This window comes from Streptomyces misionensis, assembly GCF_900104815.1.
Classification (GTDB): domain Bacteria; phylum Actinomycetota; class Actinomycetes; order Streptomycetales; family Streptomycetaceae; genus Streptomyces; species Streptomyces misionensis.
Map to the genome: position 1 here is coordinate 6,526,174 of NZ_FNTD01000004.1, position 21,885 is coordinate 6,548,058.

General features: G+C 73.9%; 26 protein-coding genes and 1 pseudogene. 18 read left to right on the forward strand and 9 right to left on the reverse strand.

Translation table 11 applies throughout. The annotated features are described in order from the left end of the window. The first annotated feature begins 23 nt into the window (after positions 1-23). The 11 genes and pseudogenes from BLW85_RS31145 (at position 24) to BLW85_RS31195 (ending at position 7,420) form a co-directional block, all read left to right on the forward strand. A complete protein-coding gene (locus BLW85_RS31145) occupies positions 24-1,871 on the forward strand; it encodes a transketolase (protein WP_074994280.1) in 1,848 nt (615 codons plus the stop codon). Positions 1,872-2,175: 304 nt separating this feature from the next. Further along, a pseudogene (locus BLW85_RS40960) lies at positions 2,176-2,445 on the forward strand (gas vesicle protein GvpO); the annotation flags it as partial. Positions 2,446-2,514: 69 nt separating this feature from the next. Next, positions 2,515-2,925, forward strand: a complete 411-nt coding sequence (locus BLW85_RS31155; RefSeq protein ID WP_070023517.1) for a gas vesicle structural protein GvpA — start codon at positions 2,515-2,517, stop codon at positions 2,923-2,925. Then, positions 2,922-3,680, forward strand: coding sequence for a GvpL/GvpF family gas vesicle protein (locus BLW85_RS31160; protein WP_074994282.1), 759 nt, complete (start codon positions 2,922-2,924; stop codon positions 3,678-3,680). The genes BLW85_RS31155 and BLW85_RS31160 overlap by 4 nt, the downstream gene beginning before the upstream one ends. 35 nt (positions 3,681-3,715) lie before the next feature. After that, on the forward strand, positions 3,716-3,979 hold the full coding sequence (locus BLW85_RS31165) for a gas vesicle protein GvpG (protein WP_070023513.1): 264 nt from the start codon (positions 3,716-3,718) through the stop codon (positions 3,977-3,979). Continuing rightward, complete coding sequence (locus tag BLW85_RS31170; protein ID WP_074994285.1) at positions 3,976-4,605, forward strand: DNA primase; 630 nt, start codon at positions 3,976-3,978, stop codon at positions 4,603-4,605. The genes BLW85_RS31165 and BLW85_RS31170 overlap by 4 nt, the downstream gene beginning before the upstream one ends. After that, the gene (locus tag BLW85_RS31175) at positions 4,602-5,789 is read left to right on the forward strand and encodes an SRPBCC family protein (protein WP_074994287.1); all 1,188 of its coding nucleotides are present in this window, start codon (positions 4,602-4,604) and stop codon (positions 5,787-5,789) included. Before BLW85_RS31170 ends, BLW85_RS31175 begins: the two co-directional genes overlap by 4 nt. Beyond that, positions 5,786-6,133 carry a gas vesicle protein gene (locus BLW85_RS31180; RefSeq protein ID WP_070023507.1) on the forward strand — a complete coding sequence of 116 codons (348 nt, stop codon included), beginning with the start codon at positions 5,786-5,788 and terminating at the stop codon, positions 6,131-6,133. The genes BLW85_RS31175 and BLW85_RS31180 overlap by 4 nt, the downstream gene beginning before the upstream one ends. Further along, positions 6,130-6,945, forward strand: coding sequence for a GvpL/GvpF family gas vesicle protein (locus BLW85_RS31185; protein ID WP_070023505.1), 816 nt, complete (start codon positions 6,130-6,132; stop codon positions 6,943-6,945). The genes BLW85_RS31180 and BLW85_RS31185 overlap by 4 nt, the downstream gene beginning before the upstream one ends. Next, positions 6,942-7,142, forward strand: coding sequence for a gas vesicle protein (locus BLW85_RS31190; protein ID WP_070023501.1), 201 nt, complete (start codon positions 6,942-6,944; stop codon positions 7,140-7,142). The genes BLW85_RS31185 and BLW85_RS31190 overlap by 4 nt, the downstream gene beginning before the upstream one ends. Then, positions 7,139-7,420 carry a gas vesicle protein K gene (locus BLW85_RS31195; protein ID WP_074994290.1) on the forward strand — a complete coding sequence of 94 codons (282 nt, stop codon included), beginning with the start codon at positions 7,139-7,141 and terminating at the stop codon, positions 7,418-7,420. The genes BLW85_RS31190 and BLW85_RS31195 overlap by 4 nt, the downstream gene beginning before the upstream one ends. Before the next feature lie 6 nt (positions 7,421-7,426). On the opposite strand, the gene BLW85_RS31200 is transcribed toward BLW85_RS31195, so the two are convergent. After that, entirely contained in the window at positions 7,427-8,272 is an 846-nt protein-coding gene (locus BLW85_RS31200; protein WP_074994293.1) for a class I SAM-dependent methyltransferase, read from the reverse strand. A 90-nt stretch (positions 8,273-8,362) separates the two neighbouring features. Next, positions 8,363-9,841 carry a bifunctional phosphatase PAP2/diacylglycerol kinase family protein gene (locus BLW85_RS31205; RefSeq protein WP_074996267.1) on the reverse strand — a complete coding sequence of 493 codons (1,479 nt, stop codon included), beginning with the start codon at positions 9,839-9,841 and terminating at the stop codon, positions 8,363-8,365. A gap of 146 nt (positions 9,842-9,987) precedes the next feature. On the opposite strand from BLW85_RS31205, the gene BLW85_RS31210 reads away from it, so the two are divergent. Beyond that, the gene (locus BLW85_RS31210) at positions 9,988-10,644 is read left to right on the forward strand and encodes a histidine phosphatase family protein (RefSeq protein WP_074994295.1); all 657 of its coding nucleotides are present in this window, start codon (positions 9,988-9,990) and stop codon (positions 10,642-10,644) included. 60 nt (positions 10,645-10,704) lie between these two features. Next, entirely contained in the window at positions 10,705-12,324 is a 1,620-nt protein-coding gene (locus tag BLW85_RS31215; protein WP_074994298.1) for an ABC-F family ATP-binding cassette domain-containing protein, read from the forward strand. Between the two features lie 76 nt (positions 12,325-12,400). Here the strand turns inward: BLW85_RS31215 and BLW85_RS31220 are convergent, their stop codons facing one another. Beyond that, entirely contained in the window at positions 12,401-12,661 is a 261-nt protein-coding gene (locus tag BLW85_RS31220; protein ID WP_074994301.1) for a hypothetical protein, read from the reverse strand. A gap of 57 nt (positions 12,662-12,718) precedes the next feature. On the opposite strand from BLW85_RS31220, the gene BLW85_RS31225 reads away from it, so the two are divergent. Next, positions 12,719-13,006: a DUF6158 family protein gene (locus tag BLW85_RS31225; protein WP_074994303.1), complete on the forward strand. Its 288-nt coding sequence runs from the start codon at positions 12,719-12,721 to the stop codon at positions 13,004-13,006. Positions 13,007-13,095: 89 nt separating this feature from the next. Here BLW85_RS31225 and BLW85_RS31230 read toward each other — a convergent pair whose 3' ends face one another. From BLW85_RS31230 to BLW85_RS31245, 4 genes are all read right to left on the reverse strand, one after another. Continuing rightward, positions 13,096-13,638 (reverse strand): type 1 glutamine amidotransferase domain-containing protein, encoded by a 543-nt coding sequence (locus BLW85_RS31230; protein ID WP_074994306.1) that lies wholly within the window; start codon positions 13,636-13,638, stop codon positions 13,096-13,098. Between the two features lie 82 nt (positions 13,639-13,720). After that, positions 13,721-14,008, reverse strand: coding sequence for a hypothetical protein (locus tag BLW85_RS40350; protein WP_244174945.1), 288 nt, complete (start codon positions 14,006-14,008; stop codon positions 13,721-13,723). Continuing rightward, positions 14,005-14,382 (reverse strand): DUF2795 domain-containing protein, encoded by a 378-nt coding sequence (locus BLW85_RS31240; RefSeq protein WP_070023491.1) that lies wholly within the window; start codon positions 14,380-14,382, stop codon positions 14,005-14,007. The genes BLW85_RS40350 and BLW85_RS31240 overlap by 4 nt, the downstream gene beginning before the upstream one ends. A gap of 90 nt (positions 14,383-14,472) precedes the next feature. Continuing rightward, positions 14,473-16,269: a thiamine pyrophosphate-requiring protein gene (locus BLW85_RS31245; protein ID WP_074994308.1), complete on the reverse strand. Its 1,797-nt coding sequence runs from the start codon at positions 16,267-16,269 to the stop codon at positions 14,473-14,475. A 308-nt stretch (positions 16,270-16,577) separates the two neighbouring features. On the opposite strand from BLW85_RS31245, the gene BLW85_RS31250 reads away from it, so the two are divergent. The 3 genes from BLW85_RS31250 to BLW85_RS31260 all read left to right on the forward strand — a co-directional run bounded on the left by BLW85_RS31250 (position 16,578) and on the right by BLW85_RS31260 (position 19,908). Next, complete coding sequence (locus BLW85_RS31250) at positions 16,578-17,366, forward strand: hypothetical protein (RefSeq protein ID WP_074994311.1); 789 nt, start codon at positions 16,578-16,580, stop codon at positions 17,364-17,366. 191 nt (positions 17,367-17,557) lie between these two features. After that, a complete protein-coding gene (locus tag BLW85_RS31255; protein ID WP_074994314.1) occupies positions 17,558-18,814 on the forward strand; it encodes an aminotransferase class I/II-fold pyridoxal phosphate-dependent enzyme in 1,257 nt (418 codons plus the stop codon). Continuing rightward, positions 18,811-19,908, forward strand: coding sequence for an MBL fold metallo-hydrolase (locus BLW85_RS31260; RefSeq protein WP_074994316.1), 1,098 nt, complete (start codon positions 18,811-18,813; stop codon positions 19,906-19,908). The genes BLW85_RS31255 and BLW85_RS31260 overlap by 4 nt, the downstream gene beginning before the upstream one ends. 55 nt (positions 19,909-19,963) lie before the next feature. Here BLW85_RS31260 and BLW85_RS31265 read toward each other — a convergent pair whose 3' ends face one another. Next, positions 19,964-20,596, reverse strand: a complete 633-nt coding sequence (locus BLW85_RS31265) for a DedA family protein (protein WP_074994319.1) — start codon at positions 20,594-20,596, stop codon at positions 19,964-19,966. Continuing rightward, a complete protein-coding gene (locus BLW85_RS31270) occupies positions 20,593-21,366 on the reverse strand; it encodes an MBL fold metallo-hydrolase (RefSeq protein ID WP_074996268.1) in 774 nt (257 codons plus the stop codon). The genes BLW85_RS31265 and BLW85_RS31270 overlap by 4 nt, the downstream gene beginning before the upstream one ends. A gap of 85 nt (positions 21,367-21,451) precedes the next feature. Between BLW85_RS31270 and BLW85_RS31275 the strand changes: the two genes are divergently transcribed. Beyond that, on the forward strand, positions 21,452-21,883 hold the full coding sequence (locus tag BLW85_RS31275) for a hypothetical protein (RefSeq protein ID WP_070023485.1): 432 nt from the start codon (positions 21,452-21,454) through the stop codon (positions 21,881-21,883). Positions 21,884-21,885: the final 2 nt, after the last annotated feature.

Consider the following 21,885-nt stretch of genomic DNA (forward strand, 5'->3'; position numbering starts at 1 on the left):
CACCACTTCGTGCTAGGAGAACCATGGACACCGCCGAACTCGCAGAACTCGGACAGCAGTTGCGCGTCGACAGCGTACGGGCCGCCGCCGCGGCCGGCTCCGGGCATCCGACGTCCTCGATGTCCGCCGCCGACCTGGTGGCCGTCCTGCTCGCGCACCATCTGCGTTACGACTTCGAGCGTCCCGAGCACCCCGCCAACGACCGCTTCGTGCTGTCCAAGGGGCACGCCTCGCCGCTGCTGTACGCCGCGTACAAGGCGGCCGGCGCCCTCGAGAACGGTGAGCTGGTCACCTTCCGCAAGCTCGGCAGCCGCCTCGAAGGCCATCCGACGCCCCGCAGGCTGCCCTGGGTGGAGACCGCCACCGGCTCCCTCGGCCAGGGCCTGCCGGTCGGCGTCGGCATCGCCCTCGCCGGCAAGCGCCTGGAACGCACCGGTTACCGGGTGTGGGTGCTGTGCGGGGACAGCGAACTGGCGGAGGGCTCGGTGTGGGAGGCCGCCGAGCACGCCGGGTTCGAGGAGCTGGACAACCTCAAGGTGATCGTGGACGTCAACCGGCTCGGGCAGCGCGGCCCCACCCGGCACGGCCACGACCTGGACGCCTACGCCCGCCGGTTCCAGGCCTTCGGCTGGCACACCATCGAGATCGACGGCCATGACCCCGACGCCATCGACCGGGCGTACGGGGAGGCGCTGTCCACCGACGGACAGCCCACCGTGATCCTCGCCCGCACCCTCAAGGGCAAGGGGGTGGCCGCCGTGGAGGACCGGGAGGGCCAGCACGGCAAGCCGCTGCCCGACGCCGACGAGGCCATCGCCGAACTCGGCGGCCGCCGGGACCTGCACATCCGCGTCAACGAGCCGCCGGCCGCCGCGGCGCTGCACGACCGCACCACCGAGGTGATCCGGCTCCCGCGCTACGACGAGGGGGACGAGGTGGCCACACGGGACGCCTTCGGCGCCGCCCTCGCCGCGCTCGGCACCGCCCGCGGCGACGTCGTCGCCCTGGACGGCGAGGTCGGCGACTCCACCCGCACCGAGGAGTTCGCCAAGGCGCACCCCGAGCGCTTCTTCGAGTGCTACATCGCCGAGCAGCAACTGGTCGCCTCGGCCGTCGGGATGGCCGCCCGCGGCTGGGTGCCGTTCGCCGCGACCTTCGCCGCGTTCCTCACCCGCGCCCACGACTTCGTGCGGATGGCGTCCATCAGCGGCTCCGGGATCAACCTGGTCGGCTCGCACGCGGGGGTCTCCATCGGGCAGGACGGGCCCTCCCAGATGGGCCTGGAGGACCTCGCGATGTTCCGCTCCGTGTACGGCTCCACGGTGCTCTACCCCTGCGACGCCAACCAGACCGCCCGGCTGGTCGCCGCCATGGCCGGTCTCGACGGCGTCCGCTATCTGCGCACCTCGCGCGGCAAGACGCCGGTGCTCTACGGCCCCGACGAGGAGTTCCCGGTGGGCGGCAGCAAGACGCTGCGTTCCTCGGAGGAGGACCGGCTGACGGTCGTCGCCGCCGGGGTCACCGTGCCCGAGGCGCTGGCGGCCGCCGACCGGCTCGCCGAGGGCGGCATCGCGGTCCGGGTGATCGATCTCTACTCGGTCAAGCCGGTCGACGCCGAGACGCTGCGCCGGGCCGCCGAGGACACCGGCTGTCTGCTCACCGTCGAGGACCACCACCCCGAGGGCGGTCTCGGGGACGCGGTCGCGGAGGCGTTCGGCGACGGCCGGCCGGTTCCCCGGCTGGTCCGGCTCGGAGTGCGCACGATGCCGGGCTCGGCCGCCCCGGACGAGCAGCTGCACGCCGCCGGCATCGACGCCCTGGGCATCGCCGCGGCGGCGAAGCTGCTGGTGGAGGAGGCCGTGGTGCGGTGAACCGGACGGAGTCGCGGTGCCCGTACGGGCGTGAAGGTTTGGCCTGGGATTGAGCGGCCACCCGCAGGAAGAGGTGGCCATGTCGAACACACATCGCACATCGCGAACACGGAATTCACAGGAAATCCCGCAAGAGCCCGAAGAGGAAGAAGCGGAAATCGAAGAGGAACCCGAGGAGACCGAATCCGAGGAGACCGAATCCGAGGAGACCGAGCCGGAATCCGAGGAGACCGGGCGGGAAACGCGCCGGAGGAAGAAGGAGGGTTCCCGGGAGGATCCCGGGACATCCCGTAAGGGCGGCGACCGGAGCCCCACCCCCATGGAGGTACTGCGCCAGGCCCGCGCGCAGCTCGCCGAGCTGACCGGGCTGGTGCCGGAGTCGGTCTCCTCCTTCGAGCAGACCGAGGACGGCTGGTCCCTGGAGGTGGAGGTGCTGGAGCTTTCCCGAGTGCCGGACACCATGAGCCTGATGGGCGGCTACCAGGTCGAACTCGACCCGGAAGGGCAGCTCACCGGTTATCGCAGGGTCCGCCGCTACGAGCGTGGCAGAGCCGATCCCCGGGCCGGCCACTAGAGGGCCCGGCCCCCGGCACCCGACCCGTCCACGAGCAATCACAGCTATTCAGGAGGAGGAACGGCCGGCATGACCGTAGTCCCGGCACAGCAGACCGGCGGCGGAGGCAGCAGCGGACTTTACGACGTCCTGGAGCTGGTTCTCGACCGCGGCCTGGTGATCGACGCCTTCGTGCGTGTCTCCCTGGTCGGCATCGAGATCCTGAAGATCGACGTCAGGGTCGTCGTGGCGAGCGTGGACACGTATCTGCGCTTCGCCGAGGCGTGCAACCGCCTCGATCTCGAATCCGGCCCCAACAAGAGCCCCGGCCTGCCCGACGTGGTCGGTCAGGTCACCGAATCCGGTGCGCGCGGCAAGTCCAAGGGCGCGCTCTCCGGTGCCGCGGAGACCATATCCGACGCCTTCAAGCAGGCCCGAGACGAGGGCGAGGCCCGGCCCCGGCGCAAGGCCCCGGCCCGCCGCAAGGAGGAGCAGGAGTGAGCACGTACGTCTACGGGATCACCGCGCGTTCGCACCCGGCGCTCCCCGAGGGGTTGACCGGCGTGGGCGAGCCGGCCCGGCCCGTGCGGATCCTCACCCAGGGTGACCTGGCCGCCGTGGTCAGCGACGCCCCCGAGGGGCTGCGCCCCAAGCGCAGGGACCTGCTGGCACACCAGACCGTGCTCGCCGAGGCCGGCGCGGCCGGCTGCGTGCTGCCCATGCGCTTCGGCAACGTCGCCCCCGGCGACGACACCGTCATCCAGGTCCTCGACGAACGCGCCGACCACTACCGCGAACGCCTCGCGGCCCTGGACGGCAAGGTCGAGTACAACGTCAAGGCCAATCACGTCGAGGACGCCGTGCTGCACCTGGTGATGGCCGAGCAGTCCGAGCTGCGCGCCCTCGCCGAGGCCAACCGCAAGGCGGGCGGCGGCAGTTACGACGACAAGATCCGCCTCGGTGAGATGGTCGCGGGCGCCGTCAAGGCGCGCGAGGCGGAGGACGCGGCCGAGGTGCGGCGCCTGCTGGAGCCGGCCGCCGCCGCGGTCAGCGCCGGACCGCAGTCCACCGGCTGGCTGCTCAACCTCTCGTTCCTGGTGGCCCGCGACGGCGCCGGGGACTTCCTGGAGGCCGTGGACCGCGTCCGCGCCGACCACCCCCACCTGGAACTGCGGCTCAACGGCCCGTTGCCGCCGTACAGCTTCGTCGAACCGGGACCCGCCGAGCCGGCGGACGTCACCGCCGCGGCTCCCTGACGGATGGCGGACGGCCCGGCCGGAAGGAGGAGTCCATGGGACTGATCAAGGAAGTGCTGCTGCTGCCCTTCGCGCCGGTGCGCGGCAGCGGATGGGCGATCAACCAGGTGCTCCGCGAGGCGGAACGTATCTATTACGACCCCGCCACCGTACGGGCCGAACTCGCCCGCCTGGAAGAGCAGTTGACGGCGGGCGAGATCACCGAGGAGGAGTTCGACCGGCGCGAGGACGAACTGCTCGACCGGCTGGAGGCCACACAGGGCCCCGGCGACACCACAGGCAACGGAACGGGACGATGAACCGGACGACACTGGGCCTCGCCGTAGGGGCCGGATACCTCCTGGGACGCACCAGGAAGCTGAAGATGGCGCTCGCGGTCGGCTCGCTGGTCGCGGGCAAGAAGCTCAACCTCGGCCCGGGCGCGCTCGCCGAGCTGGCCCGCCGGCAGCTGAGCGACAACCCGCAGTTCAAGGAGATCGGCGACCAGCTGCGCCAGGAACTGCGCGGTGTCGGCAAGGCGGCCTCCGGGGCGATGGTCGAACGCCAGATGAGCAGCCTCGCCGACCGCCTGCACGACCGCACCGCCCAGATGCGCGGCGGCCCGGCCTCGTCGGAGGACGACTCGGAGGAGGAGCCGGAGAACGGCGAGGACCGCGCGGACCGGGGCGACGGCGAGGAGCGCGAGGACGACGGGGACCGCGAGCCGCAGGAGGCGCGGAGCGCCGGGAAGTCCCAGGCCAAGAAGCCGGCCGCCAAGAAGGCACCGGCCAGGAAGACGGGCTCGGAGCAGCGCACGGGCCCGGCGAAGAAGACGGCGGCCAAGAAGACGGCGGCCAAGAAGACCGGCGCGCGCCGCGAGACGACCGCGAAGAAGCCGGCCGGCTCCCGCAGCGCCGGGTCCGCGAAGGGCGGCGATGAACGATGACCGAGACCCTGGGATCCGCGAGCTCGGCCGCGGGGCGGGCCAAGGACGCCGCGGGCGCCGCGGGCAACAACCCCCTGACCGACCTCGCCCACAGCGAGGCCGCCGACCGGCTGAAGTCGGAGGCGCAGGAATACCTGGCCGCCCAGGCCGAGCGGCTGCTCAGCGGTCTCGGCCGCAAGCTGGGCGAGACCACGGGCAAGCTGAACGACATCGCCGAGGGAAACAGCCCGGGCTTCGCCAAGCTCGCGCTGGACGGCGGCCGCAAGCTCGCCGAGGGCAAGGGCCCGCTGCGCACCGCGCTGGAACTGGGCACGTCCCGCGCCAAGGACAGCGTGACCGAGGCGTTCAAGAGCCTCGGCGGTGGGGGCAAGAAGGGCAGCAAGCGGGGCAGTGGCAGCAAGCCCACCGTGATCATGGAGTTCATCGACGTGGGCGTGCCGCTGCGCACCGCCTACGACCAGTGGACCCAGTTCCAGGACTTCTCCAACTGGGCCAAGGGCGTCAAGAGCGTCTCCCGCGCCGACGACACCAAGACCGACTGGCAGGCGAAGATCTTCCTGTCCAGCCGCAGCTGGAAGGCCACCACCACCGAGCAGGTCCCCGACCAGCGCATCCAGTGGACCTCCGAGGGTGCCAAGGGCAGCACCAAGGGTGTGATCACCTTCCACGCCCTGGGCGACAACCTGACCCGGATCCTGCTGGTCATGGAGTACTACCCCAGCGGTCTCTTCGAGAAGACGGGCAACCTGTGGCGCGCCCAGGGCCGCCGGGCCAGGCTGGACCTGAAGCACTTCGCCCGCTTCATCACCCTCAAGGCGGAGGCGGAGGACGGCTGGCGCGGTGAGATACGCGACGGCGAGGTCGTCCGCAGCCACGAGGACGCGGTCGCGGAGGAGGAGTCCGAGGAGTCCGAGGAACCCGAGTCCGATGAGTCCGAGGAGGACACGGGTGAGCCGGAGGACCGCGAGGAGGAAACCGCGGAGTCCGAAGAGCCGGAGGAGCCCGAGGACGCCGACGAGTCCGAGGAGTACGAGGACGAGGAGGAGGGCCCGTACGAGGACGAGGGCGAGTACGAGGACGAGGAGGAGGAACCCGAAGCCGGCGAGGGCGACGAGGACGAGGAGTACGAGGACGACTACGAGGAAGAGGAACCCGAGTACGCGGAGCGCGGGGGCCGTCGATGACGACGCCCGCACCGAGGTCCGGCGGCTTCCCCGAACCCTACGGGCACAGCTCGGGGGCGAACCTCGCCGACATCCTCGAACGCGTCCTCGACAAGGGCGTGGTCATCGCCGGAGACATCCGGATCAACCTGCTCGACATCGAACTGCTCACGGTGAAGCTGCGGCTCATCGTCGCTTCGGTGGACAAGGCCAAGGAGATGGGGATCGACTGGTGGGAGACCGACCCGGCCCTCTCGTCCCGGGCCCGCCGGGACGAGCTGGCACGGGAGAACGCCGAGCTGAGAGAGCGGCTGGCCCGGCTGGAGGAACTGGAGCCGGACCGCACGCGGAAGGAGGCGCCATGACGACCGGGCTGCGCTACGTCTACGCCGTCTGCCGTCCCCTCGGGGCGCCCCTGCAGGCCCAGCTGACGGGCGTCGGCGGGGCCCCGCCGGCCCTGTTGCAGCACCACGGGCTGACCGCGGTCGTCAGTACGGTCCCCGAGGCCGACTTCGCCGAGGAGGCGCTCAAGGCCCACCTGGAGGACCTGGACTGGCTGGCCGCGACCGCCCGCGCCCACCAGGGCGTGATCGACGCGCTCACCACGGTCACCACTCCGCTGCCGCTGCGCCTCGCCACCGTCTTCCGGGACGACAGCGCGGTGCGCATGATGATCGAGGCGCGCGAGGCCGACTTCCTGCGTGCCCTGGACCGGCTGGCGGGCCGGGTGGAGTGGGGCGTCAAGGTGTACACCGAGCCCCCTGCGGCCGAGGCCGCGGCGCCCGCCGCGCCGGCCGACAAGCCCATGAGCGGCCGGGACTACCTGCGCCGCCGCCGCGCGGACACCCGCGCCCACGAAGAGGGCCTCCAGGCCGCCGAGGCGTTCGCGCAGTCCCTGCACGAGCGGCTGTGCGCGCACGCCGAGGACTGCCGGCTGCACCCCCCGCAGAACGCGGCGCTGTCCGGCGCGCGCGGCACCAACGTGCTCAACGCGGCCTATCTGGTGCCCCGCGACCGCTCCGAGGAGTTCGTGGAACTGGTGGACCGCACGAAGGACGAGGCGGCCGGGCTGCGGGTGGAGCTGACCGGCCCCTGGGCCGCGTACTCGTTCAGCGGGTTCAGCGAGGAGAGCACCCGCGAGGCCGGCGGTGGCGTGACGGCGGGGGAGGCGCGGTGACCGTCGTGGAACGCCGGGAGATCGCGCTGGTCGATCTGCTGGACCGGCTGCTGGCGGGCGGCGTCGTCATCACCGGTGACGTCACGCTGCGCATCGCCGACGTGGACCTGGTCCGCATCGACCTGAACGCGCTGATCAGCTCGGTCAACGAGACCGTGCCCTCACCCTTCGAACTGCCCGGCGGGAGGTCGCGATGACCGCCCCCAAACGGCTCGACCTCGAACCCGACACGGTCGAGCGCGACCTGGTGAAACTCGTGCTCACGGTGGTGGAGCTGCTGCGCCAGCTGATGGAACGGCAGGCCGTACGGCGCTTCGACACCGGTGACCTCACCGAGGAGCAGGAGGAGCGGATCGGCCTGACGCTGATGCTGCTGGAGGACCGCATGGCCGAGTTGCGCGACCGCTACGGCCTGCGGCCCGAGGACCTGAACCTGGACCTCGGGCCGCTCGGCCCCCTGCTGCCCCGCGACTGAGCCGTCTCAGTTCCCGCCGGCGCTGTCCCCCGCGCTCTCCTTGCGGCACAGGATCTCCCCGTGCAGGACCGCGAACCAGCCGTCCTCCTGCCGCCCCCACTCCCGCCAGGCCTCGGACACCGCTCGCAGCCGGTCGGGGGTGGCGTGGCCGCCCCCGACCGCCCGTTCGGCGTAGGCGGAGGCGAGCGTGCGGTCCGCCCACAGCCCGCTCCACCAGGCCCGCTCCTCCTCGGTGGCGAAGGTCCAGGTGCCGGAGGTGGCGGTGATGTCCCGCAGCCCCGCGGCCCGCGCCCAGGAGACCAGCCGGCGTCCGGCGTCCGGCTCGCCGCCGTTGGCGCGGGCCACCCGCTCGTACAGCTCCAGCCAGTCGTCCAGACCCGGCACCGCCGGGTACCAGGTCATCGCCGCGTAGTCCGCGTCGCGCACCGCGATGAACCCGCCCGGCCGCGTCACCCGCCGCATCTCGCGCAGCGCCTGCACCGGATCGCCCACGTGCTGGAGCACCTGGTGGGCGTGGACCACGCAGAAGGTGTCGTCCGGGTAGTCCAGGGCGTGTACGTCGGCGACCGCGAAGTCGACGTTGTCCAGGCCGCGGGCGGCGGCCGTCCGCCGGGCCTGCTCCAGCACGCCCGGCGCCTGGTCGACACCCGTGACCCGGCCGTCGGGGACCAGCTCGGCCAGGTCCGCGGTGATGGTGCCGGGGCCGCAGCCGATGTCCAGGATCCGCATGTGCGGCTTGAGGGAACCGAGCAGGTAGCCCGCGGAGTTGGCGGCGGTCCGCCAGGTGTGCGAACGCAATACCGACTCGTGGTGCCCATGCGTGTAGACGGCGGTCTCCTGGGCCTTCGGCATGACTGCTCTCCTTCTTCGACTGTGCGGAGCACGCTACGCGCGCATGCCGAATGATGAGACCCTCGTTTTGCCATGTGGACTGACCAAGTGTCAGAAAGCCAGCGGGCGGTAGACCGTCAGCGCCTCCGGAAGCTTCTCCACCGTCACCTCTCCCGAGACCTCCGTGACCTCCCCGTCGTACGCCAGCGGGGTGCCCGGCGCGAGCCCGGTCAGCCGCAGCCGGTTCACCTGGACGGCGGCATGGGCGGGCGACCGGGTGAGCGGGCCGGCGGCGGCCGCCGCGAGCAGGCGCAGCGCGGCCCGGCCGCTGCCGTGCACCACCCGCACGTCCAGCAGCCCGTCCGCCAGATCGGTACGGCGGCCCGGCGCGAGCCCCATGCGGTGGTAGACGCCGTTGCCGACGAACAGCAGCCACAGCGGCCGGCGCGCACCGCCGACCTCCACCTCCAGCGGGTGCCGGCCCGCGCGCAGCACCCGCAGCGCGCCCAGCAGCCCGGCCGGCCAGGCGCCGATCCGGTGCGACCAGGCGTCGCGGGCGCGCACCAGCTCCGGGTAGGCGCCGAGGCTCAGCGTGTTGAGGAACAGGCCCTCGGTGCCGTCGGTGACGAACCGGCCGGCGTCCACCCGGACCGCCTCGCCCCGCCGCACCGCGCGGGCCAGGGCGCGCTCGTCCTCCACGCCCAGGTCGTGGGCGAAGTGGTTCAGGGTGCCGCCCGGCAGCACCGCCAGCGGCAGACCGTGGCGCAGGGCGACCCCGGCGGCCGCGTTCACCGTGCCGTCGCCGCCGCACACCCCGAGCACCCGCGCCCGCACCGCCGCCTTGGCGAGCGCGTCCCCGGTCTCCGCGGGGGCGCATTCGACGATCTCCGCCCGTGGCAGCGCGCCCCGCAGCCCGTGCACCCGCTCCGCGGTGCCCGAGCCCTGGTTGACGACCATCACCAGCCCCTCGCCCTCCGGCAGCGCCGGCACCTCGGCGCGCGGCCGGGCGGTGGGCACCGTCGCCGCGCGGGCCGGCACGAGGCGTCGTACCAGGAAGGCGGCGCCCGCGCCGAGGGCCGCGCCGGCCAGCACGTCGCTCGGGAAGTGCACCCCGGTGTACACCCGGGACGCGGCCACCGAGAACGCCAGCGGCGCCACCGCCGCGCCCCACGCGGGGGACTCCAGGGCCACCCCGGTGGCGAAGGCGGCCGCCGAGGCCGCGTGCCCCGACGGGAAGGACGTGGTGACCGGCTGCCGCCTCAGCCTGCGCCCCAGCGGCACCGGGTCCAGCACCGGCCGGGCCCGGCGCACCGAGCGCTTGCCGAGGGTGTTCACGGTCGCGGAGGCCACGGCCAGCGAGGCCAGGCCCCGTACGGCGGCCCGCCGGGCCCGGGGTGTGCGGCTCGCGGCCAGGGCGACGGCCACCGCGCCCCACAGCACCCCGTGGTTGGCGCTGCGGCTCAGCCTGGGGAGCACCCGCTCGGCCCCCGGCCAGCGCCACCGGGCGGCCCGCTCGAACAGCCGCGCGTCGGCGGTCAGCAGCGGGCGCAGGGCGTTCTTCGCGGACGTCAGGTCCACATCTGGGGTCATCTTCTGGTCCATGTCCGGGCTCATACGGCTGCGGTTACCCTGAAGTGCCGGTTTTCTGTACCGCAGTGCTTTCCGTACCACCGTTCGCCGACGGCGCGCCCCGCACCGCGAGGACACCGCCGGGACGCCGCAAGGAGAACGCCCGGATGCGCCTGCTCCTGATCCGCCACGGCCAGACCCTCTCCAACGTGCGCCACCTGCTGGACACCGCCGCACCGGGGCCCGGGCTCACCCCGCTCGGCACCGCCCAGGCCGCCGCCCTGCCCCGGGTGCTGGCCGCCGAGGACATCGACGCCCTCTACGCCTCCCCGCTGATCCGCACCCGGCTGACCGCCGCCCCGCTGGCCGCCGCCCGGGGCCTGCCGGTGACCGTCCGCGACGGCATCCGCGAGCTGTCCGCCGGCGACCTGGAGATGCTGCCCGGCGACGCGCCGGAGGCCGCGCCCTACATGCGCACCGCGTTCGCCTGGTCCGCCGGGCACACCGCGCTGCGGATCCCCGGCGGGGAGAGCGGCGTGGAGGCGCTGGCCCGGTACGACGCCGTGGTCGAGGAGGCGTACCGCAGCGGCGCCGGCACCGTGGCGATGATCAGCCATGGCGCCGCCATCCGCGTGTGGACCGCCGCCCGCGCCGGCAACGTCGACATCGCCTTCGCCGCCGCCCGCCCGCTGGCCAACACCGGCATGATCACCCTGGAGGGCAGCCCGGCCACCGGCTGGTACGCCCTGGCCTGGGAGGCCACCACCCTGCGGCCGCCGGGCGCCCCCGGACCCACCGGCGAACCCCTCGACCCCACCGGGTGAGGACGGGCTGTCCGATAACGGTTTGCCGCCACCGGCCCCGGGCCCGGAGAATGCCGCCCCATGGGACATCTGGAAGTCGCGCACCTCGAGTACCACCTCCCCGACGGGAGGACGCTGCTCGGCGATGTCTCCTTCCGGGTCGGCGAGGGCGCGGCCGTCGCGCTGGTCGGGCCGAACGGCGCCGGCAAGACCACGCTGCTGCGGCTGATCTCCGGTGAGCTGAAGCCGCACGGCGGGACCGTCACGGTCAGCGGCGGGCTCGGCGTGATGCGCCAGTTCGTCGGCTCCGTGCGCGACGAGACGACCGTGCGGGACCTGCTGGTCTCCGTCGCGCCGCCGCGCATCCGCGAGGCGGCGAAGGCGGTGGACGAGGCCGAGCACGCCGTCATGACCGTGGACGACGAGGCCGCCCAGCTCGCCTACGCGCAGGCGCTGGCCGACTGGGCCGAGGTGCGCGGCTACGAGGCCGAGACCCTGTGGGACATGTGCACCACCGCCGCGCTCGGGGTGCCCTACGAGCGGGCCCAGTGGCGGCAGGTGCGCACCCTCTCCGGCGGCGAGCAGAAACGCCTCGTGCTGGAGGCGCTGCTGCGCGGCACCGACGAGGTGCTGCTGCTGGACGAGCCGGACAACTACCTCGACGTGCCCGGCAAGCGCTGGCTGGAGCAGCAGCTCAAGGAGACCCGCAAGACGGTGCTGTTCGTCTCCCACGACCGCGAACTCCTCGCCCGCGCCGCCGAGAAGATCGTCTCCGTGGAGCCGGGACCGGCCGGCGCCGACGCCTGGGTGCACGGCGGCGGTTTCGGCACCTACCACGAGGCCCGCCGCGAACGCTTCGCCCGGTTCGAGGAGTTGCGCCGCCGCTGGGACGAGAAGCACGCCCAGCTGAAGAAGCTCGTGCTGAACCTCCGTCAGGCGGCCTCCGTCAGCCACGAGATGGCGTCCCGCTACGCCGCCGCGCAGACCCGGCTGCGCAAGTTCGAGGAGGCCGGTCCGCCCCCGGAGCCGCCGCGCGAGCAGGACATCAGCATGCGGCTGAAGGGCGGCCGTACCGGAGTACGGGCCGTCACCTGCACCGGCCTTGAGCTGACGGGCCTGATGAACCCCTTCGACCTGGAGGTCTTCTACGGCGAACGCGTCGCCGTCCTCGGCTCCAACGGCTCCGGCAAGTCGCACTTCCTGCGGCTGCTGGCCGGCCAGGACGTCGCGCACACGGGGGAGTGGAAGCTCGGCGCCCGCGTCGTACCCGGCCACTTCGCGCAGACCCACGCCCACCCGGAGCTCCAGGGCCGCACCCTGCTGGACATCCTGTGGCAGGAGCACGCGCAGGACCAGGGGCGGGCCATGTCCCGGCTGCGCCGCTACGAACTGACCCAGCAGGCCGAGCAGACCTTCGACCGCCTCTCCGGCGGCCAGCAGGCCCGCTTCCAGATCCTGCTGCTCGAACTGGCGGGCGTCACCGCCCTGTTGCTGGACGAGCCCACCGACAACCTCGACCTGGAGTCCGCCGAGGCCCTCCAGGAGGGCCTGGAGGCCTTCGACGGCACGGTCCTCGCCGTCACCCACGACCGCTGGTTCGCCCGCTCCTTCGACCGCTTCCTCGTCTTCGGCAGCGACGGCCGCGTGCGCGAGACCCAGGAACCGGTGTGGGACGAACGGAGAGTGGAGCGGGCACGGTAGGAAGGCGCGCCGGGGTCGGTCGGCCGGGGCTGGAACGGGGCGGGACCGGCCGGTCCAGCTCACGTACCGGTCCCCCTCACCGACCGGTCCCGCTCACGGCCGGTCCGCCGGTCGCCCCGGGCACCGGCACGCACCACACCGGCGACAGCGGGTCCTCCCCGGCGAGGTCCGGCAGCGGGGCCGCCCGGGGCAGCGTGCACCAGTGCGCCAGGCCGTCCGGCGGGCCCTGGGTCAGCGGCGCCGCCGCCGTGTCCTCGTCCTGCCGGGACAGGTCGACGTACGCGGAGGCCCAGGACCCCGGATGTTCGTACAGTGGACTCAGGAACGCGAGCTCCATGGATTCCTCCCAAAAACCGCTTGGGAGCAGTGCGCGCCCGGCGGGTACCCGGACCCCATGAACGGACACGACGAGCGGGGCAGCACGATGACCGGAGTCGACCCCAGCCGACTGGACGACCAGCAGCTCATGAAGGAGCTGGAGACGATCCACCGCACGCGTCACGACGCCCTCCTGTACGGCTCCAACGACGCGCTGCGGGCCCACAACGAGCGCATGGCGCAGCTGGAGGGCGAGTATCTGCGCCGCAACCCGCGCCGCCTGGTGAGCGCGGGCCGCACCCGCGAGGGCGCCCGGGACCGCCACTGCGGCGAGTCGGTGACCCCGGGACCGCCCGGCACCTGAGCCGGTCCGCGCACGGTAACGCACGGGAAAGGGCCGGCCCGCCGGGCCGGCCCTCCCGCCTGCGACCGCCCGCGGCCGCTCCGTACGCCTCAGCCGGCCTCTCCGGCGAACACATGCAGGAACGCGTTGCAGAACGCCTTCAGATCGTCCGGCTTACGGCTGGTCACCAGCTGGTTGGAGCCGTGGTCGCAGATCTTGACCTGCTCGTCCACCCAGGTGCCGCCCGCGTTGCGGATGTCCGTCTTCAGACTCGGCCACGAGGTCAGCACCCGGCCCCGTACGACGTCCGCCTCCACCAGCGTCCACGGCGCGTGGCAGATCGCCGCGACCGGGCGCCCCTGGTCGAAGAAGTCCTTCACGAACGCCACGGCCTTCTCGTCCAGCCGCAGGAAGTCCGGGTTGGCCACCCCGCCCGGCAGCACCAGCCCCCCGAACGAGTTCGCGGAGGTCTCGCCGACCACCTCGTCCACGTCGAAGGTGTCCGCCTTGTCGAGATGGTTGAACCCCTGAACCTTCCCTGCCTCGGTCGACACCAGCACCGGCTCGTGCCCGGCGTCCTTCGCGGCCTTCCACGGCTCGGTCAGCTCGACCTGCTCGACGCCCTCGGGCGCCACCAGAAACGCGACACGCATGATCCTCGTATTCCTTTCCCGGCACCCCGGGCGTCCTCGACGGCCCGGGCGCGCCGCTTCCTCGTCCTGTCCGCGAGCGACCTCACCTCATCGGAGTGCGGACACGTCGGCGGCGACACCAGGCGCCGAAGGACAGCGACTCGTGTGCTGCTCCAGCGGCGTGCCTCGCGGTCGCCGCCGACCGCCGTGCGGTCAGGGACTCCTTCAACCCCGCCGTGTCCTCGACACGGGTGCGCCGGTGCGTCGCCCAGTCGGCGAGCCCCGGCGCGCACCAGCCGGGCAGCAGCCCGCACGGCAGGAACCGGGTGGTGACGTCACCGACGTCCACCGTGGCGCCCCGTGCGATCTCCGCCGCCTGGCCCCGCCTCATTCGCCGCCGGCCAGAGCCTCGGCCAGCTGCTGAACATTGCGGAACCGCTCGCCGCGCGGCAGCTCCGCCACCGCTTCCACCAGCGGGTCCGGGGCGTTGTCCCGGCGCAGTGCCGAGGCCAGCTCGCCCGCCCGCGCAGGGAAGGCCGAGCGGTTCAGGCTGCGGGCCAGCTCCAGCCGCACCCGCTCCAGGGAGGCCGGGGAGCCCAGGCCGCCCACCGGGCCGCCCGTGACCTCCGGGTCGTCGTCGGCGGCCGGCTCCGGGTCGTTCCACTCCTCGACCCGCGTCGGGTGCCCGGACCTCAGCAGCCCCTTCAGCTCGTGCTTCATCTCGTCGTCCCGGTGGACGTTCAGCCGGTCACTGCCTCGCTGCATGTCTCCCTCCAGGGGTAGATCGTCCGCACCCGCGTACCCGGTGCGGCCCCACCGACACCGGGCCCGCTCCGCGCGGACCGCGCCCGGTGTCTACTGCTTGCTCCGGCCCGGCGGGAACTCCTGCACCTTCGCCTTCAGTCCCTGCTTGACCATCGACCCCCGGTCCGCGTCGCCCTTGAGGATCGCCGTGGCCGCGGACTGCATCTGCTCCCAGCTGGCGTGCGGCGGGATCGGCGGTACGGCGGGATCGGTCAGGAACTCGATCACGCACGGCCGGTCCGCCTCCAGGGCCGCCCGCCAGCCCGCCTCGACGGCGTCCGGCTTCTCCACCCGGATGCCCTCCAGCCCCAGCGTGCGAGCGAACGCCGCGTACTGCACGTCCGGGATCTGCTGCGACGGCAGGAAGGACGGCGCGCCCTCCATGGCCCGCATCTCCCACGTCACCTGGTTCAGGTCCTGGTTGTTCCACACCGCGACCACCAGCCGGGGGTCCGACCAGCGGTCCCGGTACTTCGCCGCGGTGATCATCTCCGCCAGCCCGTTCATCTGCATCGCGCCGTCCCCGACCAGCGCGACCACCGGACGGTCCGGATGCGCGAACTTCGCCCCGATCGCGTACGGCACCCCCGGCCCCATCGTCGCGAGCGTCCCGGACAGCGAGCCGCGCATGCCCGGCCGCATGGTGATGTGCCGGGCGTACCAGTTGGCCACCGAACCCGAGTCGGAGGTGAGGATCGTGTTGTCCGGCAGCAGCGGATCGAGAGCCCGCGCCACGTACTCGGGGTTGATCGGGTCCGCCGCGAGCCCGGCGCGCCGCTCCATCGTCTCGTGCCAGCGCCGCACGTTGGCGCGGACCGTGTCCTGCCACTCCCGGCCGCCCCGGTCGGTCTTCAGCAGCGGGATCAGCCGCTGCAACGTCGCCTTGGCGTCGCCGACCAGGTTCACCTCGTAGGGATACCGCATACCGATCATGTGCGGATCGAGATCGATCTGCACCGCGCGCGCCTTGCCGAACTCCGGCATGAACTGGGTGTACGGGAACGACGACCCGATGGTCAGCAGCGTGTCGCAGTCCCGCATCAGCTCGTACGAGGGCCTGCTGCCGAGCAGTCCGATCGGCCCGGTGACGTACGGCAGCTCGTCGCTGAGCACGTCCTTGCCGAGCAGCGCCTTGGCGACGCCCGCGCCGAGCAGCTCGGCGACCTCCCGCACCTCGGCGACCGCGCCCGCGGCGCCCTGGCCGATCAGGATCGCCACCTTGTCGCCGGCGTTCAGCACGTCCGCGGCCCGGCGCACCGCGTCGTCCGACGGGGTCGCCGTCCACTCGCTCGCGCCGAGGCTGGAAGGCACCATCTTGAACGCGTGCGTCGGCGGCGAGTAGTCCAGCTCCTGGACGTCACCGGGGATGATCAGCGCGGTCGGGCAGCGCCGGGCGTACGCCGTCCGGATCGCCCGGTCGAGCACGTTCGGCAGCTGCTCGGGGACCGTCACCGTCTCCACGAACTCCGAGGCGACGTCCTTGTACAGCGTGTGCAGGTCGACCTCCTGCTGATAGGAGCCGCCCATCGCGGTCCGGTCGGTCTGCCCGACGATCGCCAGCACCGGCACATGGTCGAGCTTCGCGTCGTACAGGCCGTTCAGCAGGTGGATCGCACCCGGTCCGGAGGTCGCCGCGCACACCCCGAGGCGGCCGCTGAACTTCGCGTACCCGACCGCCTCGAACGCGGACATCTCCTCGTGCCGGGACTGGATGAACCGCGGCTTGTCCTCGGCGCGGCCCCAGGCGGCGAGCAGTCCGTTGATGCCGTCGCCCGGGTAGCCGAAGACCTGGTCCACACCCCAGGCGCGCAGACGTTCCAGGACGTGGTCGGACACCTTCGTGCTCATGAAGGACCTCCCCGATGGGGTACGAAGCGGACGATCCGGTCAGTTCTTGTCGAGTGACCTGTGCAGGGGCCGGAAAACCTCCTTCGGCCCCGGGACCCGCGCCGGTCCGCTCCCGTCACCCGGCTGGGCGCCCGTGTCCCGCGAATGGGGTCCGGCCGCGCGCGCCGGGCGCCGGGGCGGGCTGTGATGACTGCGAGGGGCACGGCCCCGCAGCCGCGGGCGCCGCCGTGCACGGCGCCGGCCGACTGCCGTACCGGCGCCCCGCCCGTACGACCGTCAGCCCGCCCGTCCGCCGAGGAGCCCTTGTCATGCGCCGCACCGCCCGCGTCCTGTCCGTCGCCCTCGTCGCCGGCGCCGCGCTCGCCCTGGCCGGGCCCGCCGGCGCCGCGGCCCCCAGCCCCGGCACCGGGTCCGCCGCCCCCGCCGCGCCCACCGCCGGCACCGGGTCGGCCGGCTGCGCCCCGATAACCGACCAGGTCCCCCGGATGCCGGGCACCACCCGGCCGCCCCAGGCGGGCCCCGCCCCGGCCGCCGGCGACGGCGCGGACCGCGTCCCCGGGCCCACCTCCCGCCCGAGCGGCACCCCGGCCAAGCCCTGCGGCGACACGCACACCTGTGCCGACGGGAAGTCCTGCGGCGACACCCAACCGGGATGCGCGCAGGGCAAGTCGTGCACCGGGACCGGCAGCCGGTGCCGGGCGGGGGAGACCTGCGAGGAGCAGGACGGGTGCCGGGCGGGACAGCAGTGCGCCGACGACGAACGGCAGTGCGCGGGCGGCGCGGAAGGGAGCAGGGCAGGGGCGGGCGACGGCACCTGCGGTGACGACGACCGCGAGTGCGCCCGCGGCGGCTGCCCGGACGACGAGGACTCCTGCCGCGAACCCCGCGCAGGCGGAGGCGACGAGGGCGACGACGGCGACTGCGTCCCGGCCGGGACGCAGCACGGCGTGGCCGCCGGCACGGGCGGCAGCTTCGGCGCGTCCGTCCCCGCCCTGGTCGCCGGCGGCGTCCTGATCGCCGCCGCCTGCGCGGGCGCCGGTTACCGCGTCCACGGACGCGTCCGCACCGCCCGGGGAGCCCGGCCCGCCGACGTGTGATCCGCACAACTCCCGTCCGGCCCATGGACGTCCGTCCAGCGGGTACACACCAATCGGAGGACACCACCCGACCCAACAGACCCACCCACCGATCGACACCCCTCGGGCATCGTCCGGCACGGCCGGAACACGCACCGGGCGGCACCCCGGGACGGCACGGCAGACGGCACCAGGACTGCGCGGAGGCGGACATGCGGCGGACGGACCCCGAGGGCCACGGCCCGGTCCGCTACGGCCCGCCGCTGCCCGGCGACGGACTGCCCGTCCTCCCCGAACTGGCGGCCGTGGTCGCCGCCGCGGCGGGCCGCGCCGACGCCCAGCCCGTCGGCGGCGCCCCCGCCCTGCTGGAGTCGGCCTGCGGCTACTGGACCCGCCGCGCCCTGCCCTGCGGCCCGGACCGGATCGCCGCCGGACCCGGCGCTCCCGCCCTGCTCCTCGCGCTCACCGCCGCGCTCGCCAAAGACGGCGCCGACATCCTCGTCCCGCGCCCGTGCGCCGCCTGGTGGGCCCCCTACGCCCGGGTCCTCGGCCGGCCCGTCTTCCATGTGCCGACGCCCGCCGAGAGCGGCGGCGTCCCCGACCCGTACGCGCTGCTGGAGACCGTCCGCCGGGTACGCGCCGAGGGCGGCGACCCCAGACTGCTGGTGCTGTCCGTCGCCGACGACCCCACCGGCACCGTCGCCCCGCCCGAACTGCTGCACGAGACCGTCGAGGCCGCCGCCACCGAGGGCCTGTACCTGGTCAGCGACGAGACCTGGCGCGACACCGTGCACGACCCGCACGGCACCGTCCTGCTCAGCCCCGCCGAGATGTGGCCCGACCAGGTCGTCGTCGTCACCGACCTGGCCGGCGCCCTGCTGCCGCCCGGCTGGCCCGCCGCCGTCGCCCGCTTCCCCGCCACCGACGACGGACGACGCCTGCACGCGCGCGTCCTCGACATCCTCACCGCGCTCGGCGCCCGCCTCGCCGCCCCTGTCGCCGCGGCCGCCTGCTACGCCCTGGACGAACCCCCGCCGGTCACCGAACGCCGCGCGGCGACCGTACGGCTGCACGCCCGCCTGGCCGCCGCCGCCCACGCCACGGTCACCGCGGCCGGCGCGCTCGCCCGCCCCCCGGCGGCCGGCCGCCACCTCTACGCCGACCTCGCCCCGTTGCGCGAACCCCTCGCCGCCCGAGGCGTCGGCGACGCGCAGGAGTTGGAGGAACTTCTCACCGCCCGGCTCGGCATGCCCGCGCCCGGCGGCCACCGCTTCGGCGACGACCTCGCGGCCCTGCGCGTACGGCTCGCCACCGCACCCCTGCTGGGCGGCTCCGAGCAGGAGCGCACGGAGTGCCTCACCGCTCGGGCACCCGAAGAACTGCCGCAGACGCACAGCTCGTTGATCACCCTGAAATCGGTCTTCGACGATCTCCGCGACGACGCTCAGCGATGGGAGCCTCCTCGATGACGCAGCAGACGCACGAGCCCGGAACGCCCCCGACCGCCCCCGGCCCCGCGACGGCTCCCACGACACCCACGGCGGTCGGCCCGGCCCCGGCGCCCGCCCCGGCCACCCTCGGCGCGCCCCCCTTCCCGCCGCTGGCCGAGCCCCGCCCGCTGGCCGAACCCCGGGTGTGGCCGCGCACGTTCCACGACCGGCTCACCGCGCCCCTGCCCGGACTCAAGGCCCTCGCCCGCTTCGCCCGCGAGGGCGCCGTACGCCCCGGCCCGGAGGGACTCGCCGACATCCCCCGGCTCCCGTACGAGCCCGCGCCGCTGCCCCGCGTGGACGCCGGCACCCTCGCCGTCACCTGGGCGGGCCACGCCAGCTGGATCGTCCAGGCGGGCGGTCTGACCGTGCTCACCGACCCGGTCTGGTCCCGCCGCATCCTCGGCACCCCGGCCCGTGTCACCCCCGTCGGCGTGCCCTGGGACGACCTGCCCCGGGTCGACGCCGTCGTCATCAGCCACAACCACTACGACCACCTGGACGCCCCCACCCTGCGCCGACTCCCGCGCGACACACCGGTGTTCGTACCCGCCGGGCTCGGCCGCTGGTTCCGGCGCCGGGAGTTCACCTGCGTCACCGAGCTGGACTGGTGGGAGGGTGCCGAACTCGCCGGGGTCCGCTTCGACTTCGTGCCCGCCCACCACTGGTCCAAGCGCACCCTGACCGACACCTGCCACAGCCTCTGGGGCGGCTGGGTCCTCACCGTGCCGGGCGGCCGGCGCGTCTACTTCGCGGGCGACACCGGCTACGGCCACTGGTTCTCCCGCATCGGCCGCCGCTACCCGGGCATCGACCTCGCCCTCATGCCCATCGGCGCCTACGACCCCCGCTGGTGGCTCAGCGACGTGCACTGCGACCCCGAGGAGGCCGTCCAGGCCACCCTCGACCTCGGCGCCCGCCGCATGGCCCCCATGCACTGGGCCACCTTCGTCCTCTCGGCGGAACCGGTGCTGGAGCCGCTCACCCGGGTGCGCACGGCCTGGGAGAAGGCGGGACTCGACCGGGCGGACCTGTGGGACCTGCCGGTGGGCGCTTCCAGAACGCTGGACTGACGAGCCTGCTCGGCGAGACCGCGACCGGCCGCCACGGGCCCGCACCGCGTAGACGTCACCGGAACCGGCGCACGACCCCCGGCACCGCGCTGATCACGACGGTCAGCGCCACCGCCACCACCACGCCCTCCCACGGCTCCGGGAACAGCGAACCCCCCAGGATGCCGATCACCTGGTACGTCGCCGCCCATGCCAGACACGCGGCCACATTGCCCCGCACAAACCTGCGCACCGGCCAGTCCGCCATCAGACACGCCAGCATCACCGGAATGCGCCCGGCCGGCACCAGCCGGGACAGCACCAGCACCGCCACCCCGTGCTCCGCCAGCTTCCCCCGCGCCTGCGTCAGCCGCTCCTCCGGCGCCCGCGACCGTATCGCCTCCAGCCACCGCGAGCCGCCCCGCGAGCGCATCCCCCGCCTGCCCAGCCAGTACAGCGCCGCGTCACCGAGGAACGCCGCCAGCGACGCCGTACCGAAGACCAGCGCCAGCGCGAACGGCGCCGTCTGGTGGAACGCCACCACCGCCGCCGAACTCACCAGCGCCCCCGTCGGCACGACCGGCACCAGCGCGCCGATCAGCACCAGCAGGAACAACGACGGATACCCGATGGCCTGCTGCGTGGACTCCGGCGGCACGACCGAGGGCGCGGCCGCGGCCAGCGCCGCGGCCGGGGGAAGCCATGTCACCGCGCGACCTCCAGCCGGGCGCTCTCCCCGTGCCCCAGCTTGTGCACCGCCACGTCCGGCGCGGCCCCGCCGGCCAGCCGAACGAACTCGTCGCCCGGTGCGTGGAACTCGTGCGGCCGCACCGCGTCCAGACCGATCGGCCAGTACGTCCCGTAGTGCACCGGGACCGCCGCCCGCGGCGCCAGCCGGGCCAGTGCCTGCGCCGCCCGCCCCGCGTCCAGGTGCCCCTCGCCGAGGTACGGCCCCCAGCCGCCCACCGGCAGCAGCGCCACGTCCACCGGACCCACCCGCTCGGCCATCGCGTCGAACAGCCCGGTGTCCCCGGCGAAGTAGGTCCGCGCCTCGCCCTCCAGCACGAAGCCCAGCGCGGGCGAACGGTGCGGCCCCACCGGCAGCCGCCGCCCGTCGTGCAGCGCCGGCACCACCCGCACCAGCAGCTCCCCCACCCGTATCTCGTCGCCCGGGGCGACCTCGGTGATGCGCAGATGCCGCAACCGGCGCACGCCCGGTACCGCGCGACGCGCGCCCCGGGGCACGAGCAGGCGCGTGCCCGGGGCGAGCGCGGCCAGCGAGGGCAGATGCAGATGGTCGGCGTGCAGGTGGGAGACGAGTACCAGATCCGCGCGCCGCGCCTCCTCGGACGGCAGCGCGCCGCGCCTGCGCCGCAGATGTGCCAGACGGCGGGCGAACAGAGGATCGGTGAGCACCCGTATGTTCGAATCCTCCACCGTGCAGGTGGCATGACCCCACCAGGTGATCTCCACCGGCACCTTCTTCGCCTCCTTCACGCGACTCCCCGAAGCCTACGTGCAGGAGTAGGGTCGGCGGCGAAAACCGGAGGTGAGGGGGGACGCCATGGGACAGCCGCGGGGCGCCTTCGGCGCGCGCACACCGTCACGGGTCATCGCCATCGCCAGCCTGACCCCCCTGGAGGAGCTGGACGACGACCCCTTCCTGGTCGACTCCCGCACCCAGCACGCCATGTGCGCCCGCTGGGCCGCCGAACACGGTTACGTCGTCGCCCGGGAACTCCTCGTCGGCGGGCTCCGCTTCGACCACCGCGCCCTGTGGGACGGCGTGCGCCCCGGCGTGGACGTGTTCGTCGCCCCCAGCCTGCGGGTGCTGCGCCGGGCCCTGTCCTCCGTGGAGGAGTTCACCGCCGAGTGCGCGCGGCGCGGGGTGCGCGTGGTGACCGTGGGCCGGGCCGAGCCGTCGTACGACGCGCAGATGAAGGCCCGCGTGCACCGCCGGCTGTCCATGCCGACCGCCGGCTACGACGGACGGTGACC

What these genes read in the sequence shown, in the direction of transcription:
- BLW85_RS31145 (WP_074994280.1), top strand. Translation starts at nt 24, where the DNA reads ATGGACACCGCCGAACTCGCAGAACTCGGACAGCAGTTGCGCGTCGAC.
- BLW85_RS31155 (WP_070023517.1), top strand. Translation starts at nt 2,515, where the DNA reads ATGACCGTAGTCCCGGCACAGCAGACCGGCGGCGGAGGCAGCAGCGGA.
- BLW85_RS31165 (WP_070023513.1), top strand. Translation starts at nt 3,716, where the DNA reads ATGGGACTGATCAAGGAAGTGCTGCTGCTGCCCTTCGCGCCGGTGCGC.
- BLW85_RS31170 (WP_074994285.1), top strand. Translation starts at nt 3,976, where the DNA reads ATGAACCGGACGACACTGGGCCTCGCCGTAGGGGCCGGATACCTCCTG.
- BLW85_RS31175 (WP_074994287.1), top strand. Translation starts at nt 4,602, where the DNA reads ATGACCGAGACCCTGGGATCCGCGAGCTCGGCCGCGGGGCGGGCCAAG.
- BLW85_RS31180 (WP_070023507.1), top strand. Translation starts at nt 5,786, where the DNA reads ATGACGACGCCCGCACCGAGGTCCGGCGGCTTCCCCGAACCCTACGGG.
- BLW85_RS31185 (WP_070023505.1), top strand. Translation starts at nt 6,130, where the DNA reads ATGACGACCGGGCTGCGCTACGTCTACGCCGTCTGCCGTCCCCTCGGG.
- BLW85_RS31195 (WP_074994290.1), top strand. Translation starts at nt 7,139, where the DNA reads ATGACCGCCCCCAAACGGCTCGACCTCGAACCCGACACGGTCGAGCGC.
- BLW85_RS31200 (WP_074994293.1), bottom strand. Translation starts at nt 8,272, where the DNA reads ATGCCGAAGGCCCAGGAGACCGCCGTCTACACGCATGGGCACCACGAG.
- BLW85_RS31205 (WP_074996267.1), bottom strand. Translation starts at nt 9,841, where the DNA reads ATGACCCCAGATGTGGACCTGACGTCCGCGAAGAACGCCCTGCGCCCG.
- BLW85_RS31210 (WP_074994295.1), top strand. Translation starts at nt 9,988, where the DNA reads ATGCGCCTGCTCCTGATCCGCCACGGCCAGACCCTCTCCAACGTGCGC.
- BLW85_RS31215 (WP_074994298.1), top strand. Translation starts at nt 10,705, where the DNA reads ATGGGACATCTGGAAGTCGCGCACCTCGAGTACCACCTCCCCGACGGG.
- BLW85_RS31220 (WP_074994301.1), bottom strand. Translation starts at nt 12,661, where the DNA reads ATGGAGCTCGCGTTCCTGAGTCCACTGTACGAACATCCGGGGTCCTGG.
- BLW85_RS31225 (WP_074994303.1), top strand. Translation starts at nt 12,719, where the DNA reads ATGAACGGACACGACGAGCGGGGCAGCACGATGACCGGAGTCGACCCC.
- BLW85_RS31230 (WP_074994306.1), bottom strand. Translation starts at nt 13,638, where the DNA reads ATGCGTGTCGCGTTTCTGGTGGCGCCCGAGGGCGTCGAGCAGGTCGAG.
- BLW85_RS40350 (WP_244174945.1), bottom strand. Translation starts at nt 14,008, where the DNA reads ATGAGGCGGGGCCAGGCGGCGGAGATCGCACGGGGCGCCACGGTGGAC.
- BLW85_RS31240 (WP_070023491.1), bottom strand. Translation starts at nt 14,382, where the DNA reads ATGCAGCGAGGCAGTGACCGGCTGAACGTCCACCGGGACGACGAGATG.
- BLW85_RS31245 (WP_074994308.1), bottom strand. Translation starts at nt 16,269, where the DNA reads ATGAGCACGAAGGTGTCCGACCACGTCCTGGAACGTCTGCGCGCCTGG.
- BLW85_RS31250 (WP_074994311.1), top strand. Translation starts at nt 16,578, where the DNA reads ATGCGCCGCACCGCCCGCGTCCTGTCCGTCGCCCTCGTCGCCGGCGCC.
- BLW85_RS31255 (WP_074994314.1), top strand. Translation starts at nt 17,558, where the DNA reads ATGCGGCGGACGGACCCCGAGGGCCACGGCCCGGTCCGCTACGGCCCG.
- BLW85_RS31260 (WP_074994316.1), top strand. Translation starts at nt 18,811, where the DNA reads ATGACGCAGCAGACGCACGAGCCCGGAACGCCCCCGACCGCCCCCGGC.
- BLW85_RS31275 (WP_070023485.1), top strand. Translation starts at nt 21,452, where the DNA reads ATGGGACAGCCGCGGGGCGCCTTCGGCGCGCGCACACCGTCACGGGTC.